Source organism: Pseudoalteromonas sp. B160, from assembly GCF_037162485.1.
GTDB classification, from domain to species: Bacteria; Pseudomonadota; Gammaproteobacteria; order Enterobacterales; family Alteromonadaceae; genus Pseudoalteromonas; species Pseudoalteromonas rhizosphaerae.
In genome coordinates, this window is the sequence record NZ_JARLUX010000001.1 from 1,972,367 (window position 1) to 1,987,743 (window position 15,377).

12 protein-coding genes are annotated in these 15,377 nt (G+C 42.4%); 9 read left to right on the plus strand and 3 right to left on the minus strand.

All coding sequences use genetic code 11. The features are described from left to right. Positions 1-2 precede the first annotated feature (2 nt). The 3 genes from P4S61_RS09145 to P4S61_RS09155 all read left to right on the plus strand — a co-directional run bounded on the left by P4S61_RS09145 (position 3) and on the right by P4S61_RS09155 (position 3,995). Entirely contained in the window at positions 3-1,544 is a 1,542-nt protein-coding gene (locus tag P4S61_RS09145) for a tripartite tricarboxylate transporter permease (RefSeq protein ID WP_182757888.1), read from the plus strand. Positions 1,545-1,556: 12 nt separating this feature from the next. After that, positions 1,557-3,179 carry a sensor histidine kinase gene (locus P4S61_RS09150; protein ID WP_337118177.1) on the plus strand — a complete coding sequence of 541 codons (1,623 nt, stop codon included), beginning with the start codon at positions 1,557-1,559 and terminating at the stop codon, positions 3,177-3,179. A gap of 93 nt (positions 3,180-3,272) precedes the next feature. Further along, positions 3,273-3,995 carry a response regulator gene (locus P4S61_RS09155; RefSeq protein ID WP_149982231.1) on the plus strand — a complete coding sequence of 241 codons (723 nt, stop codon included), beginning with the start codon at positions 3,273-3,275 and terminating at the stop codon, positions 3,993-3,995. Here P4S61_RS09155 and P4S61_RS09160 read toward each other — a convergent pair. From P4S61_RS09160 to P4S61_RS09170, 3 genes are all read right to left on the minus strand, one after another. Then, positions 3,992-5,284 carry a DUF3472 domain-containing protein gene (locus P4S61_RS09160; protein WP_337118178.1) on the minus strand — a complete coding sequence of 431 codons (1,293 nt, stop codon included), beginning with the start codon at positions 5,282-5,284 and terminating at the stop codon, positions 3,992-3,994. The two genes, P4S61_RS09155 and P4S61_RS09160, sit on opposite strands and share 4 nt — an antisense overlap. A 105-nt stretch (positions 5,285-5,389) precedes the next feature. After that, entirely contained in the window at positions 5,390-8,149 is a 2,760-nt protein-coding gene (locus P4S61_RS09165) for a TonB-dependent receptor (protein WP_337118179.1), read from the minus strand. Between the two features lie 172 nt (positions 8,150-8,321). Continuing rightward, positions 8,322-9,695, minus strand: coding sequence for a Gfo/Idh/MocA family protein (locus P4S61_RS09170; RefSeq protein ID WP_182730721.1), 1,374 nt, complete (start codon positions 9,693-9,695; stop codon positions 8,322-8,324). 263 nt (positions 9,696-9,958) lie between these two features. On the opposite strand from P4S61_RS09170, the gene agaR reads away from it, so the two are divergent. The 6 genes from agaR to nagA are packed head-to-tail and all read left to right on the plus strand — an operon-like array spanning position 9,959 to position 15,290. After that, positions 9,959-10,729: a transcriptional repressor AgaR gene (agaR, locus tag P4S61_RS09175; protein WP_145240083.1), complete on the plus strand. Its 771-nt coding sequence runs from the start codon at positions 9,959-9,961 to the stop codon at positions 10,727-10,729. A 42-nt stretch (positions 10,730-10,771) separates the two neighbouring features. After that, positions 10,772-12,055 (plus strand): D-tagatose-bisphosphate aldolase, class II, non-catalytic subunit, encoded by a 1,284-nt coding sequence (locus P4S61_RS09180; RefSeq protein ID WP_149982228.1) that lies wholly within the window; start codon positions 10,772-10,774, stop codon positions 12,053-12,055. Positions 12,056-12,072: 17 nt separating this feature from the next. After that, complete coding sequence (locus tag P4S61_RS09185; protein ID WP_145240078.1) at positions 12,073-13,209, plus strand: SIS domain-containing protein; 1,137 nt, start codon at positions 12,073-12,075, stop codon at positions 13,207-13,209. Beyond that, positions 13,202-13,729 (plus strand): ROK family protein, encoded by a 528-nt coding sequence (locus P4S61_RS09190; RefSeq protein WP_337118180.1) that lies wholly within the window; start codon positions 13,202-13,204, stop codon positions 13,727-13,729. The genes P4S61_RS09185 and P4S61_RS09190 overlap by 8 nt, the downstream gene beginning before the upstream one ends. Then, positions 13,639-14,130, plus strand: a complete 492-nt coding sequence (locus tag P4S61_RS09195; protein ID WP_337118894.1) for an ROK family protein — start codon at positions 13,639-13,641, stop codon at positions 14,128-14,130. Before P4S61_RS09190 ends, P4S61_RS09195 begins: the two co-directional genes overlap by 91 nt. Further along, complete coding sequence (nagA, locus tag P4S61_RS09200; RefSeq protein WP_337118181.1) at positions 14,127-15,290, plus strand: N-acetylglucosamine-6-phosphate deacetylase; 1,164 nt, start codon at positions 14,127-14,129, stop codon at positions 15,288-15,290. The genes P4S61_RS09195 and nagA overlap by 4 nt, the downstream gene beginning before the upstream one ends. Positions 15,291-15,377 lie beyond the last annotated feature (87 nt).

Sequence of the window (15,377 nt, forward strand, 5' to 3'; positions counted from 1 at the left end):
TTATGTTTGATGGAATTATGCTGGGCTTGTCGACCGTACTCGACTGGAACAATTTATTGTATGTCATAGTGGGTTGTTTTGTTGGTACCTTTATCGGCATGCTTCCAGGGCTTGGGCCAATTACTGCTATTGCGTTAATGATCCCAATTACTTATAGCATCGGTGCCGATTCAGGGATGATTCTGATGGCGGGGGTGTATTACGGTGCAATTTTTGGCGGTTCAACATCATCTATTTTAATTAATGCCCCAGGGGTGGCGGGTACAGTTGCGTCCTCCTTTGATGGCTATCCGCTGGCTAAACAAGGTCATGCTGGCAAAGCATTGGCGATAGCCGCTTACTCCTCCTTTATCGGCGGAACCATAGGCGCAATTTTATTGATGGTTGCAGCCCCCTTGTTGGCAAAAGTATCGCTGAGTTTTCAATCTCCAGATTACGTTGTACTGATGTTTTTAGGTTTAACAGCGATCGCGGCGTTTTCTAATAAAGGGCAATTTTTAAAAGCCATGATGATGACAGTATTTGGCTTAATGCTCGCGACTGTGGGGATTGATCCATCATCTGGTACTGAGCGTTTTACGTTAGGCCAAGCCGACTTACTTGATGGCATTAGCTTTTTATTAGTGGCAATGGCTACTTTTGCACTGGCTGAGGCACTTATTAATGTAGTGCGTCCAGAGAAAAAAGAAACTAAAAGTATTAATGATTCAGACACACCGCAAATCGGTTCAACTAAATTGACCAAAGAAGAGATCAAAGACATTGCGCCAGTTATTGGCCGCTCGTCTATACTTGGTTTTATTGTTGGCGTATTGCCAGGTGCAGGTGCCACTATCGCTAGCTTTATGGCGTATGCGACGGAACGTAACTTAGCGCCTAAAGGCTTAAAAGAAAAGTTTGGTAAAGGTTCATTACGAGGCTTGGCAGCACCGGAGTCAGCGAACAATGCTGCGTGTACCGGTTCATTTGTACCATTACTTACATTAGGTATTCCAGGCTCGGGTACTACTGCTATTATGTTAGGTGCCCTAATTGCTTACGGTATTCAGCCAGGTCCAATGCTGATGCAAGAAAACCCAAGTGTATTTTGGGCGGTTATCGTTAGCATGTACTTTGGTAACATCGTATTGCTGATTTTGAATCTTCCTTTGATCCCATATTTTGCAAAAGTATTAGCGATGCCAAAATCAGTATTAACGATAATGATTTTGTTCTTCAGCTTAATTGGCGTGTATTTAGTTTCCTTTAATACCTTTGATTTATTTATGATGGTTGGCTTTGCTGTGGTGGCGTTGGTATTACGATTACTGGCTTTCCCAATGGCACCATTACTATTAGGCTTTATTTTAGGCGACATGATTGAGCGTAACTTCCGTCGTTCAATGATGATCTCGGATGGTTCATTAAGCTTCTTATGGGAACGCCCACTAACATTGAGCATTTTTGTTATCTCAATATTAGTGTTGTTATTTCCATTAAAAGACTTTATAACCCAACGCCGGGCAGATAAAGCGGCGCTCAAAGTGAAGCAAGAGCATGCATAATTGAGGTAAAAAATGAGCTACACCAAGACGCAAAATTCGCTGCAAAACATAGTTAAAAAGCCTAAGCGTTTAGAAACGCGGTTAATAATTTGGGTTACAGGGCTGTGTGTATTACAAGCGGTGTTATTTGGCGGTTTGGTGTATCGAATTACCGCACAAAGTTTGCATGATCACATTGGTGACAAAGCACTCGCTGTGGCGACGAGTATTGCATCAAGCGATGATGTCGTTAAAGCTTTAAAGAACCCTAGTAACTTGGTGGCAATCAACCAAGAAATAGAAAATCTGCGCCAGCTAACTGGCGCAGATTTTATTGTTATTGGTGATAAAAATGCGCATCGAATCGTCCATCCAGATAGCAATAAACTCGGTAAAAAAATGGTTGGCGGTGATAGCCAAGACGCGTTACACGGCGAGCGTTATATTTCAGTGGCGCAGGGCAGCTTAGGTGAATCCATTCGCGGTAAAGTGCCGGTATACGATGAGCAACAAAATATTATTGGTTTGGTCTCGGTCGGTTTTTTAGTGCAATCGGTTGAGCCGTTGATCCGTGAGCGGATTGTTGAAATTATGATTTGGGGTTTGTTGTTAGTTGCTTTGAGTATTATTGCCGCTATCTTTATTGGTCAGCGAGTAAGAAATGCCATCTTTGGTTTGCAACCAGATGAAATAGCGAGGTTGTTTTCAGAGCAGGACGCTATTTTAAATACCATGCGTAGCGGTGTTATTGCACTTGATCCCGACGGACGAGTACGCAAACTGACCCAGCGTGCCTGCGAAATTTTAGATAAACCAGTTGCCTGTATTAATCAGTCATTAACTCTGAAAGATTTACTGCCAGAGCATGCTGAGTTTTTATTACGAAATCAGCGTCGTAAAATGGTTGGCTTTGAGTTGTTTGCTGCGGATAAACGTTTGGTGTTGTCGCGTTTTTCATTGCAAGTGCAAGGGCTGGCGGATGGTATTTTACTCACTCTGCGCCCAGCTGATGAGCTTGAATACTTGAGCCAGCAACTTACTAAAGTACAAGCATTTGCCGAGTTGTTAAGGGTGCAAACCCATGACTATTCGAATAAGCTAAATCTAATTGGGGCGCTTATTCAAATGGGTAAAAATGAGCAAGCAATCGAATTGATCGGCCAAGAAAGCCAAGGTTCACAAGCACAGATCCACCATTTATTAGAACGTATTCAAGATCCTGTGTTAGCCGGTTTGCTGGTGGGTAAATACCATAAAGCCCGCGAGTTAAACGTAGTATTGGAATTAAACCCAGAAAGTTTACTTGGTGCCATCGCACGTACTGAAATGTTAGAACGAGTAGTATCAATCTTGGGCAACTTAATTGATAACGCCATTGATGCGGCGATCAGAGCCAGTAAAGATCGAGAACCTCATGTACGAGTCACGGTTGATGAAACGAGTAAGACATTATTGTTTGATGTCGAAGACAGTGGTTTTGGCTTGGGTAACGACCATGAAGTGATATTTACCCCACAATACAGTTCAAAAGCAGGGGCAGAGCATGGCATTGGTTTATATTTAGTGAAAACTAATTTAGATTCGTGTGGTGGTAGTTTAGAAATTGGTGAGTCAGATTTAAAAGGCGCGCGATTAAGCGTCTATATTCCTAAATAACCCTAAGGTAATTTAGGCTAATAAGCAGTGGCCAAGCAAACAACAATAAAAGTAAATGGGCTAACATTGCAACGCTAAAATGAGTAATAAAAAATGACATATTCAGTAGTTATCATCGAAGATGAGCTCGAAGTTGCACAACTTCTTGCTCAATACCTGCTTTTACCGAATGGGGTTGCGGGGAACCAAACTGCCCGACAAAGCTTGCGTCAAGGTCAGTATCAGGTAGTTGGTATTGCAGCAAACTTAAGTACTGCTACCGCGCTATTACAGGCGATAGAGCCCGATTTGATCTTACTTGATATCCATCTACCAGATGGCAATGGCCTTGAGTTATTAACAGACTTGCGTCGGCGCTCAATTAAAAGCGAAGTGATGCTACTGACTGCCGCCAAAGAAGTCGAAACTCTTGAAAAAGCGATGCAGTTAGGGGCCTGTGATTTTTTGGTTAAACCTTTGATGCTTAATCGACTTGATCAGGCGTTAGCGCGATTTGAGTCACGCCAGCAGTGTTTGTCTGATGCTAACGAGGTGACCCAATCTATGGTCGACACTTTATTTGGCTCAAGCGAACAAAGTAAAGCACCGGTTAGACTGCCGAAAGGGGTTGATCAGCTTACTTTAAAAAAGATTATTGATGCATTTAAAGAGCACAAAAAAACGCCTTTTACAGCACAGCAAATGGGCGATCTTGTAGGAGTAAGTCGCTCAACTGCACGCCGTTACTTAGAATATTTACTAGAGGCAGAGCAAGTCAGTGCCGACCAAAGCTACGGCAGCATAGGTCGGCCAGAGCGCTGTTATAAAATGGCTTAGTTATCTGGCAAAGCGCTTAAGTCTACCTCAGGCGCTTGACCAACTGGGCGTTCAAATTCACTGTGTAATTTAGTTGGGCCTGTAAAAAAGCCAGTGTTGCGTAAGTAAAAACCTGCGTTTTCAGTGCCTCCTTGATAATCCATTCTCGATTGCTTGGCAGCCGTTGCATCATAAGTAAATTGTGCTTTATCAAGCGAGTGCCATTGGCCTTGAGTATCTCTGAGCCACTGATTACTGTATAGCGCTTTGCGCTCGAATTGCCCTGCATCAGGGATGAAGTTTTCTAAGAAGCTGTGTGGCCTTGCCACATATGTATCTGTACTAGGGCGTCTAAATGAAGCAATGAACAGCCACTTTGCGGCGGTAGGGTCATAAAAATATGCGCTGTAGTCGGTATGATTAGCAAGGTTTTCAGTCGGATTTACTTTCAATAAAAAGCGGTAGGTTTGTTCTGCTTGCCAAGGGAATACTAAATAGCTTTGCCCGCCAGAACCTTCATTACCAAACTTACCGGTATACACATCATGCCCTTTAGCTAATTGCTGAATACGCATTTCCACAGGAATAGCAGCTGGATCATCGGTCTGAAAAGGACTCCATACTGAAAATAATACACGGCGTTCAGTGTCAGAGTTTACTTGCATACCAAAGTAACCCTCAGCAAAACCATTGGCCATAAAATACGAGCCTTGATGATCATACCCTTGTGGTACGCTCAGCTCTGAATAGAACCATTGATAGTTTTTAGTCTTGTCAGGTATGGGATAGTTTAAATGCACGGAAGGCCCGCGACGACCCCAATAAATATCATCTTTTACATATAAAGGCGCCGCCGACTCTTTATCTAGCGTGACAATAAGACCTTGAATATCAGCAAAGGTGTCAGCTGTTTTAGCGATACCGGTAAGTTGCAATTGTTGGTATCCGATTTGATCTGGCAGAAACTCGCCAAGATCGATATCTTGAAATTGCTGATTAGTGAGCGTAATTAACTGACTCTGTTGATTAAAGTCGACTTTAAGCTGGCTGCGATTGCCTGCAACTTTTACGCGCAACTTTAAATTAAAAGCCGCTTTTGTTGGCAGGTAAAAGTAGTGATTAACTGGTATTGCAGAGTCTTGCCAGTGCGTGATCCCCACATCACTAATCAGTTTTTTATTTGCTGCGATACTATGGCTAGTAGCACTATTGCCATAACTGGGAATAAAGTAATCCGTGGTTTGGTTTGCCACTGCAAATGGCGAAAATGAAGTCCATAATAATGAACCAATAAATAGTAAAATTCTCATAGTGAGCTCCATAAAAAGCGCCGACAAACGGCGCTAATATAAGAGGGTATACCCAAGCCTCCTCAAGATGTGAATTCTGCATCTTGAGGTGGTTTGGGTATAAGCTTAAAATGATGCTGAAAAGCCAAGGCTAATCGAGCGACCATAGCGCGCTAAGCGACGAATTTGTTCTTCTGTTTTTACGTATGACCACTGTCTTTCATTGGTTAAGTTGGTTACGCTTAAATCAACTCGCACTTTCTCAGTGATATTGTAACTGGCACTGAAATCGTATTGGCCGTAGTCTGCCGCCCATTCTGGTCCGCCCCATGCATCAGGATAGACTAAGTAGTCGTCGCGCCAGTTATAAGCAATACGGGTTTGATAATCACCTTTTTCATAATAAATAACCGCGTTATACGAGTGCTCAGACATCCCCACAAATGGCAGATCATTTAGCTCTTCGTCGTCATAGCTGCTGTCTGTGAAAGTATAGTTTATTTGTACACCCAGGCCATCGAATGGTGCTGGAAGTATTTCGTCAAAAGACTGCTGATAAGCTGTTTCAAAGCCTAAAATTGTTGCGCCTTTTTCCGATGTAGGTGAGATTTTTGTAAAAACTGGGCCTTCTACAGCCACTCCATCTTTAAAATAATTACCCACTTGCGCAGTGCCTACTCGGCCGCGGGCAATCACTGATTCTATGTCTTTATAGTAGGCTGCAAAGGTTAGTGCACCATAGTCAGAGAAATACCATTCAATCGTCGTATCTATTTGATTGGCTCTTAGTGGCTTAATACCCGGGTTTGAGGCATGGTATTCGGCATTATTAAAATCTAAGTAGCTATAAGGCGATAGATAATCTAAGTTTGGCCGTGTGATTACTTTAGCCGCACTAAAACGATAGAGTAAGTCATCACGTAGATGCAATTTAAAGTTTAAGCTCGGTAGTACGTCGGTGTAGCTTTCTTCAGTGGTGGAGCGGGTGTAATAATCTTCAATTTCACCCTCAACGCGATAGCTTAATGCGCCATCTTTTTCGGTTATATTGTAACGAACATTATCAACATCAAAGATGTAACCATCTGATGTGACATCGGTTTGTATTACACGGACGCCCATGTTTAGTGCAAAAGGCAGTTTAGCAATATCGCCTTGTAGATTTGCTTCAACAAAAGCCGCTAAGGTCTGCTCAGTAAGGGCGAATGAATCCTTTGGGCTGTTCTTTGCGACAATTTTATCTTGCGCCGCTTGTGGATTAATTGATTCATAAAAAGCATACAGTTTGTCGTAATTAAAGCTTGCCCATGGATCCGGATGTTTACCAGGCTCACCATCTAAGAAGTTATCAAAGTTAGCTGGCACGAGTACATCTGCTGGTAAACGAAATAGGTTTAAGCCGCCTAGCTCTTCAACACTTGAGTCGTCAAAACTGTCGTATTCTGAGTTTTTAAAATAAGCGCCACCATTACTGAACATTGATGCATTTTTTGATTTATAAACACTGCGTTCTTTGGTTTGTTTGCCGTAATGAACGCCAAATTGAATATCTTTCACTAGTTCAAAAGAGGGAATATAGGTTGCTGCTAAGCGCACCTCTTCTATTTGGTCTTTCACATCGGTGCCTGAATTGTAGCTGTAATGCGCACCAAAAGGTTGTTCTGCACTCAGTGCTGGGGTCATGGTCACATCTGGCAGCATATTACTACCGGTTTGGTCGATAGTGATACCATCAACAAAACCACGTGCAACAATAAAACGATTGTTACCATTGCTGACATTTTTAGCTTGTGACTGTGAAATATCTAAATCAACCGTTAAGCTCTCTGTGGCATACCAAACCGTATTAAAACCCCATTGCCAAGTATCTGTATTACGTGGCACAGACACATTTAACAGCTCAGCCATTGCGCCATCAACTAGTTCTACATAATTAGCATTACCATCTTCATTGAACTTTACTTCACCGATAGCGGGGATCCCCGGTGTCCAAGATTCATCATAGGTTACAAATGAAATTTGATATTGCTCACCATTGGTTTCGTATTGTGAGTACATGCTGTCAAAGTTAACATCTATACTATCTGACGGGCGCCATTGCAGCGCTAAGCTTGCACCCAGTCGCTCACGCGTATCCTGCCAATTTGAATAACGTACATAGCCTGGAATAATCGATGGGTATGATTGCTCATTATCTTCAAGCTTGCCGTTGCCGTTACTATCGATTGGGATACGTACATCAACATTCTCGTCTGGATCATAAAAACCTTCACCTTCATAAGAGTCTTCACGCTGTGTTCGTTCAGAATATACCGCTGTAAACAGCGCTCCAAAGGTATTATCAAAAAAGGTATCACTAATTAAAAACGAAGCTTGTGGATTGGTGTCGCCAGTACGTTCTTCATAAATGCCTTTGGCACTGCCTGATAAAGTGAAACCATCTAAATCCAAAGGTTTGCGGGTTTTGATATTGATAACTGAGCCAATGCCGCCTTCTTGTGTTTTACTTTGTGGGGATTTGTATACTTCGAGGGATTGGACTATTTCGGGGGCGATTAAATCAAAATTAAAGTTACGGCTAGAATGCTCTGATGCCATGCGTCGGCCATTAACGGTGGTAACGTTGTAGTCACCACCTAAACCTCGCACGGTAACATTTTGGCCCTCGCCGCCGTTACGCGTAATTGCAATCCCCGTCATCCGTTGCAATGCCTCGGCAATGTTTTGGTCGGGAAACTTACCGATATCTTCAGCAACGATAGCATCCATAACCCCCACAGCTTGTTGTTTTAAATACAGGGATTCTTTAATACTCGAGCGAACACCTCTAACTTCAATTACTTCGACTTGCTCTGCTTCGGCTTCTTTTTCTTTTTTTGTCTTCATCAGCTGCCAGCGAGGTGCCACTGAAGATGGCGCTCATAGACAAAAACAGTGTGGACAGTTTTAGTTGTGCTTTCATAATAGTTACCTGTATTTTACTTGTTGATGGTTGTTTTTTTATTGAGTTATTGCCACGCGTGTTGAGTGTATTTTTCTCCAACACGCGTGAGGTTAATTACGAAATAATGCCAAGTGGTTTTGCTTGCTGCCAAAGACCACGGGTGAAATCTGGGAAGTCTTTGCTGTTACTTCTATCGGCTACAGAATCAACAGATAGCGGGAAAACAGCTGACCATGCAGCTGCGTCATACACATCTTGATCAAGTGGTTCGCCATTGCGTAGGCAAAAAATAATCCGCCAAAACATCAAGAAGTCCATGCCACCATGGCCGCCGTTGCGTTCAGCCTCAGCGCCCATTTTTTGCCAGAGCGGATGATCGTATTTGTTATACCAATCAGCCATGTCGTAATCCCACTCGTGATAGCTTTTACTGCCACCTTGCTCAAGTGCGATCCTATTTGGAAAGCCAGCAAACACACCGTTAGTGCCTTGAATTAAGTTATGACGAGAATAAGGACGTGGGGTGGTGGTATCGTGTTGCACCATAATGCTGCGACCTTTAACCGTTTTAATAATGCTGGTATTCATATCACCCGCAATATAGTTAAGTTTGTTGCGGCTATGATCTGCGGGGAATTCTTTTTTAGCGTAGGCTGCACGGCCTAATGATGGCGAGCTCATCGAGCTTATATAGTCAAAACGATCGCCACGATTGATATTCATGTATTGTGAAACAGGGCCTAAGCCATGAGTTGGGTATAAATTACCATTAACCGCTGCATGCCATGGTGTACGCCAAGAACCTGTTTTATGGTCAATTTCTTTCATTTGCCAGCGTAGCTCATGGATATATGCTGCTTCACCATGCAACAATTCACCAAAAACGCCTTGGCGAACCATATTAAGAACCATTAATTCGTCGCGTCCGTAGCAAACATTTTCCAACATCATGCAGTTTTTTTGAGTTCGCTCAGAGGTGTTTACTAGTTGCCATGCCTCTTCTACAGTCACTGCTGCTGGTACTTCAACAAAAGCATGCTTGCCGCTTTCCATGGTATCGACAGCCATCGGCGTATGCCACTGCCATGGTGTTGAAATAATAACAATATCAATATCTTGGCGTTCTAGCATGCGACGGTAATCGTGATCGTTTTTGCCATAGGTATCTGGTTTTTTAAAACCTTTATCAACGACAATCTTCACGGCCCTGTCTACAACGGCCTGATGGGTATCGCAAATTGCTTTAATTTCAACGCCATCGAGATGACAAAAATGCTTAACAGCACCAACACCACGTTCACCCACGCCAATAAAGCCAACCCTTACTACGTCCATTTTTGGCACTGTTAAGCCAAGGGTTGAACGTCCTTGTTGTGCGGTTCTTAATATTGATTTGGAATTGGTGGTAGAGGTACAACCCAAAGCCGCGCTGGTTGCTGCAATTGCGGCCATTGATTGTAAAAATCGTCTACGGTTGAGATCGCCCATAACATTGCCCTTATTGTTTATTATTTGTAAATTTGTTTTCGCAGGCTTTTATTTGTACACACAATGAAATGTCAATGCAAGATAAAAATCTTTCATTTACTTTCGTTTTGGTGGTGTTGTTTTTTATTTTTTATTTTAAAGTCTTTATTTACAATGGTTTAATTTCACTTTTTAATGTTTAAAGATAAATGTAAAAAAATTGAATTGAAAGTAAACGAAAGCTGCGTACAATGAATGAAAGTTAACAATGAAAGAGAGCGGGCATGCTTAACACTATCGAAAGGCGTCATGAGATTGTGCAATTGGTCTACAAACAAGAGCGGGTGCAGGTTCCTGAGTTAGCTCAGTTGTTTGGTGTTTCAACGGTAACTATCCGTAACGACTTAAATGAGTTGGATGAAAAAGGATTGTTGGTACGGTCCCGTGGTGGTGCAGTTGCCAGTAATCGCTTAACTCAAGAATTATCATTAAAAGAAAAACACGATGCAAATCGCGGTATTAAAGAGCGCTTAGGTAAATTTGCAGCGAGTCTAATTAAGGATGGTGAATCGATTATTTTAGACTCAGGGACAACAACTGAAGAAGTCGCTAAAAATCTAACCAGCCACCACGGCGTAGTTGTGATGACCAATGGCTTAAATGTGGCGCACTCACTACTTAATGCGCCATCGGTTGAAGTGTTAATGACTGGTGGCACGCTACGTAAAAAATCACTGTCATTTTATGGCCGCCAAGCTGAACAGCACTTACAACAATATCACTTTGATAAGTTAATTTTGGGTGTTGATGGCTTTGAAAAAGATATTGGTATTACAACGCACTTTGAGCTTGAAGCTCTGCTAAATCGGGTGATGTGTGAAGTATCGCGAGAGATCATAGTAGTAACAGATTCTAGTAAATTTAATCGTAAAGGCGTGCATAAAATTATTGCCGCCAGTGAAATAAACGTACTGGTTACAGACAGTGGAATTCCAGCAGAGATAAAAACCGCGCTCGAAGATGCAGGTGTGCGGTTACATATTCTCGATCTTTAACTTTCATAACTAAACAAAGATTATCTAACGAAGAGGCTTGCAATGACGATATTACAGCAATTAATCGCAGCGAATAAACGCGGCGAAAAACAGGGTATTTATGCCGTTTGTTCCGCTCATCCATTGGTGCTAGAAGCTGCCATATTGCAAGCCAAACAAGATAATAGTTATTTATTAATCGAAGCAACCGCTAATCAGGTCAATCAGTTTGGTGGTTATACGGGTATGTTACCTGCTGATTTTATGGCATTTATTGAACAGCTTGCGACAAAGCAAGAGTTTGCAATTGATAAGCTGATCCTTGGCGGTGACCATTTAGGCCCTGTGTGTTGGTGTGATGAAAGCGCTGAATCGGCGATGCAAAAAGCTGAGCAGTTGATCGCCAGTTATGTTGGTGCAGGATTCAAAAAAATTCACTTAGACACCAGTATGCGCTGCGCCGATGATGAATTAATTTTAGCAGATGAAACAGTTGCAACACGTGCGGCGCAGTTGTGTGCAGTGGCTGAACAAACAGCATTAGATACCTTTGGCCGCAGTGACTTAGTCTATGTTATTGGTACTGAGGTGCCGCCGCCCGGTGGTGCCGATGAGCAAATAGATACGCTTGCAGTCACAGAAACTGACCATGTTGCTAGTACATTGGCATTGCATCACGATGCATTTTTACAGCAGGGGTTATCATCGGCATGGCAGCGAGTAGTTGGCTTGGTTGTACAGCCAGGTGTGGAATTCGATAACACGCAAGTATTTGATTATGATAGCGCTAAAGCGCAACGGCTAAAGCAATATATAAAGGCCGTTGATGGCATTGCCTTTGAAGCACATTCAACTGATTATCAAACGCCCATTGCGTATCAACAATTAGTAAATGATCATTTTGCGATTTTAAAAGTGGGCCCAGAGCTTACCTTTGCTTTGCGTGAGGCATTATTTGCATTAAGCCATATTGAAGATGCGCTAATAGACACCGAGCAATGTTCACATATACGCACTGTTATTGATGCCGATATGCAGCAGTTTCCGAAAAATTGGCAGCGTTTTTATCAAGTTGATAAATCAGTGCAGCAGCTTTATCGTCGCTTTAGTTTTAGTGATCGAATCCGTTATTACTGGGGACAACAAGGCAATCAAGCTGCCGTTGATAAGCTATTTTGTAATTTACAAAAACAACCGATACCACTGCCGTTACTAAGCCAATATATGCCATTGCAGTATCTTGCAGTGCGAAATAACACCCTGCAAAACAGCCCTAAATCTTTGGTACTTCATCACATAATGCAAGTAACCAGTCGCTACGCAGATGCGTGTTTTAAACAACAATAGACGTAAGTGAGGTAGTAATGTCTAGTTATTTAGCAATTGATGAAACCCTTTTAGAAGCTAAAAATAGTTTATGGACTGCAAAAGAAATTATGCAGCAGCCCGATTGTTGGCGAGCAACGCTCAGTATTGTAAAAGCTGCGCGAGCGCAGCTAGATAGTTGGCTTGCAGGCGTATTAGATAAGCCAAATGCGCAAATAATTTTTACCGGTGCCGGTACCTCAGCTTATGTTGGTGAGGCGGTTGTTGGTTATTTGAATCAACAATTGGATATTGCTTGTCGAAGTGTTAGTAGCACAGAGCTTGTTGCCTGCCCAGAGCAGTATTTACAGCCAAATAAGTCAACTTTATTAGTGTCATTTGCACGCTCGGGCAATAGTCCTGAAAGTGTTGCCGCTGTTGATGTAGTGAATAACTATGTAAAACACTGCGCGCATCTATTTATTACTTGTAACCCTGATGGAGCACTGCATAAACAAGTAGCGCAAGATGAAAACTATTTCTCGTTATTGATGCCTACGCAAACACTTGATCACAGCTTCGCTATGACCAGTAGTTTTACCTCAATGTTGGTGGCAAGTGTGGCAATATTTAGTGATGCAGATAACGCTGTTTTAACTATTGCAGAAGCGGTTGAAAAAAATATTGCTGGTAAATTAGCTGAACTAAAAACATTGGCTGAACTGCCTATGCATCGCTTAGTGTATTTAGGCGCAGGATCCTTAAAAGGCTATGCGCAAGAATCAGCATTAAAATTATTAGAATTAAGTGCGGGTCAAGTTATGGGGTATTTTGAATCCCCGCTTGGTTTTCGTCACGGCCCAAAATCATTGGTTGATGATAAAACCTTAATTGTTTTATTTGGCTCAACTAATACCTATACCAAGCAGTACGATATTGATTTGTTGAATGAGTTACGTCGCGATAATAAAGCTATTGATGTTCACGCCTTGACGCTGCCAGATGACGCGGTGATGCAGCAATTAGACGATGTATTTAATGGCTTATATTATATGGTCTGCGCGCAAATAATGTCGTTCTATAAAGCGTGGCAATTAGGCATTACAGTAGATAACCCATGCCCAACTGGTGAAGTAAACAGAGTGGTGCAAGGGGTGACGATTTACCCGCTAAAACAAGGTGATATTAATGACTAAGCAGTTTATTTATGGCATTGATATTGGCGGTAGTAAAATTGAGCTTGCTGTATTTGACGCTTCATTAAAGCAACTTGAATCATGGCGCATTGCGACTCCGCAAAATAGTTATCAAGACTTTCTAAATGCGTTAGTAGGTATGATTTTAAGTGCTGATCATAAATATCAATGTCACGGTGCGGTCGGTATTGGTATGCCTGGCATTGTTAATGCGAACCAACAAGTACTGTCGGCTAACGTGCCTCATGCGACCGGTAAAAATGCCGCGCAAGATTTAGCTCAGTTAATAAATCGCCCGGTTGCGATCGAAAACGATTGCCGCTGTTTTGCACTCTCAGAAGCGCGCAGCAGCGTTGGTTTGCAACATACCCGGTGTTCGGTGCAATTCTTGGTACTGGTGCGGGTGGTGGGCTGTGTATTGATGGTCAATTGTATAAAAGCGCCCAGGGAATTGCAGGTGAATACGGTCATTACGCACTTTCTGCAGTGTTACAGCAGAAGTACCAGTTACCTATTTTAAAATGTGGCTGTGGTTTAACAGGGTGCATTGAAAGTTATATTGCAGGCCCTGGCTTGGCGAGAATTTACCAGCACTTTTCTGGCGAAGTATTAACTACTTTTGAAATTGTTGAAGGGTTGAGAAAAGGCGACGTATTTTGCCAACAAAGCTTTGCCTGTTATTTGGATTTAATTGGCAGTACTTTTGCGGCAATTATTATGGCCTATGACCCTGAGGTGATTGTAGTTGGTGGCGGTATGTCTTTAGTTGATGAACTAATGAGCAAGCTTGAAGAGGCAATCGTACCGTATGTATTTGCTGATATTCGGGTGCCAAAAATAGTGCTTGCTGAATTTGGCGATGCCAGTGGCGCTCGCGGTGCCGCTATTTTGGCCAAAGAACAAGTGGGAGCGCTGGCATGATTGGATCCGTGTTTTACGTCAAAGCTGATATAATTTATTGTCAAGAACGAGTACTTAAAAATCACTTCATGTTAGTTGAAAATGGCATTATTAGTCATTTTACGCAAAACCCTACAGCCGGTGTGCCTATTGATGATTATGGTAATGCTGCAATTATTCCAGGCTTAATTGATTTACACATTCATGGTCGCGAAGGTTGTGATGTGATTGATTGTAAAATGAGTAGTATTGAAACGATTTCATGCTCACTTGCAGAGCATGGAGTAACAGGCTTTTTAGCAACGACAGTGACCACCGATTGGCAACAAACACTTAATGCTATGAGTGTAATTGGTCAGGCATACACGCAGCAACCTAGCGGTGCACAGGTGCTAGGTGGCTATAGTGAGGGCCTGTTTTTTAGTGAAGTTCATAAAGGCGCGCACAATCAAGATTACTTTTTAGAGCTATCGCAGTCGCATCTAGAAGCGATGATTAATGCAGCCACGGGTAGCTTAAAAGTGGTTGCGTTGGCGCCAGAAAAGCCAGGCGCAAATGTATTAATTGAATACCTGACAGCGCAAGGAATTAGGGTAATGCTTGGTCACTGTGATGCCAATTATGAACAAACTCAAAGCGCACTTGAGCATGGCGCATGCGGTGGGGTGCATGTTTTTAATGGGATGCGTGGCATTCATCATCGTGATCCAGGTTGTGCTGGCGCGGTATTGATGAATGATGACGCACTTGTTGAAGTGATTGCAGATGGTGTACATCTTCATCCTACAATTTTAAAGCTGATCTATAAGCTAAAAGGTCCACAAAAAATCGCTTTGATCAGTGATTGTATCAATGCCGGTGGACTAAATGATGGTGAGTATAAATTGGGTAAAATGGATGTTGTTGTGCAACAAGGTGTGGCGAGAACTGCCTCCGGCTCGTTAGCTGGCAGCACTTTAACGCTTGAGCAAGCAGTTAAAAATATGCATCAATTAGGCAGTGTTGAGCTACGTGAGGCGATAAATATGGCCAGCATTGTGCCCGCGCAATTTCTTAATATTGCCAGCCAAGTTGGTTCTTTAGCGGAAGGTAAACATGCGAATTTTGCTATTTTAAACAGCGATTTTAGTATTCAGGCGACCTATGTGAAGGGTCAGCGGTGCTTTTTTAAAAGTGCATAAAATGGCTAAAGCGCTCGGCTTTAGTGTGGCTATGCGCTTCAAAACCCATAGAAAGTAAAATATTATAAGATTGATTGCATTTTAAGC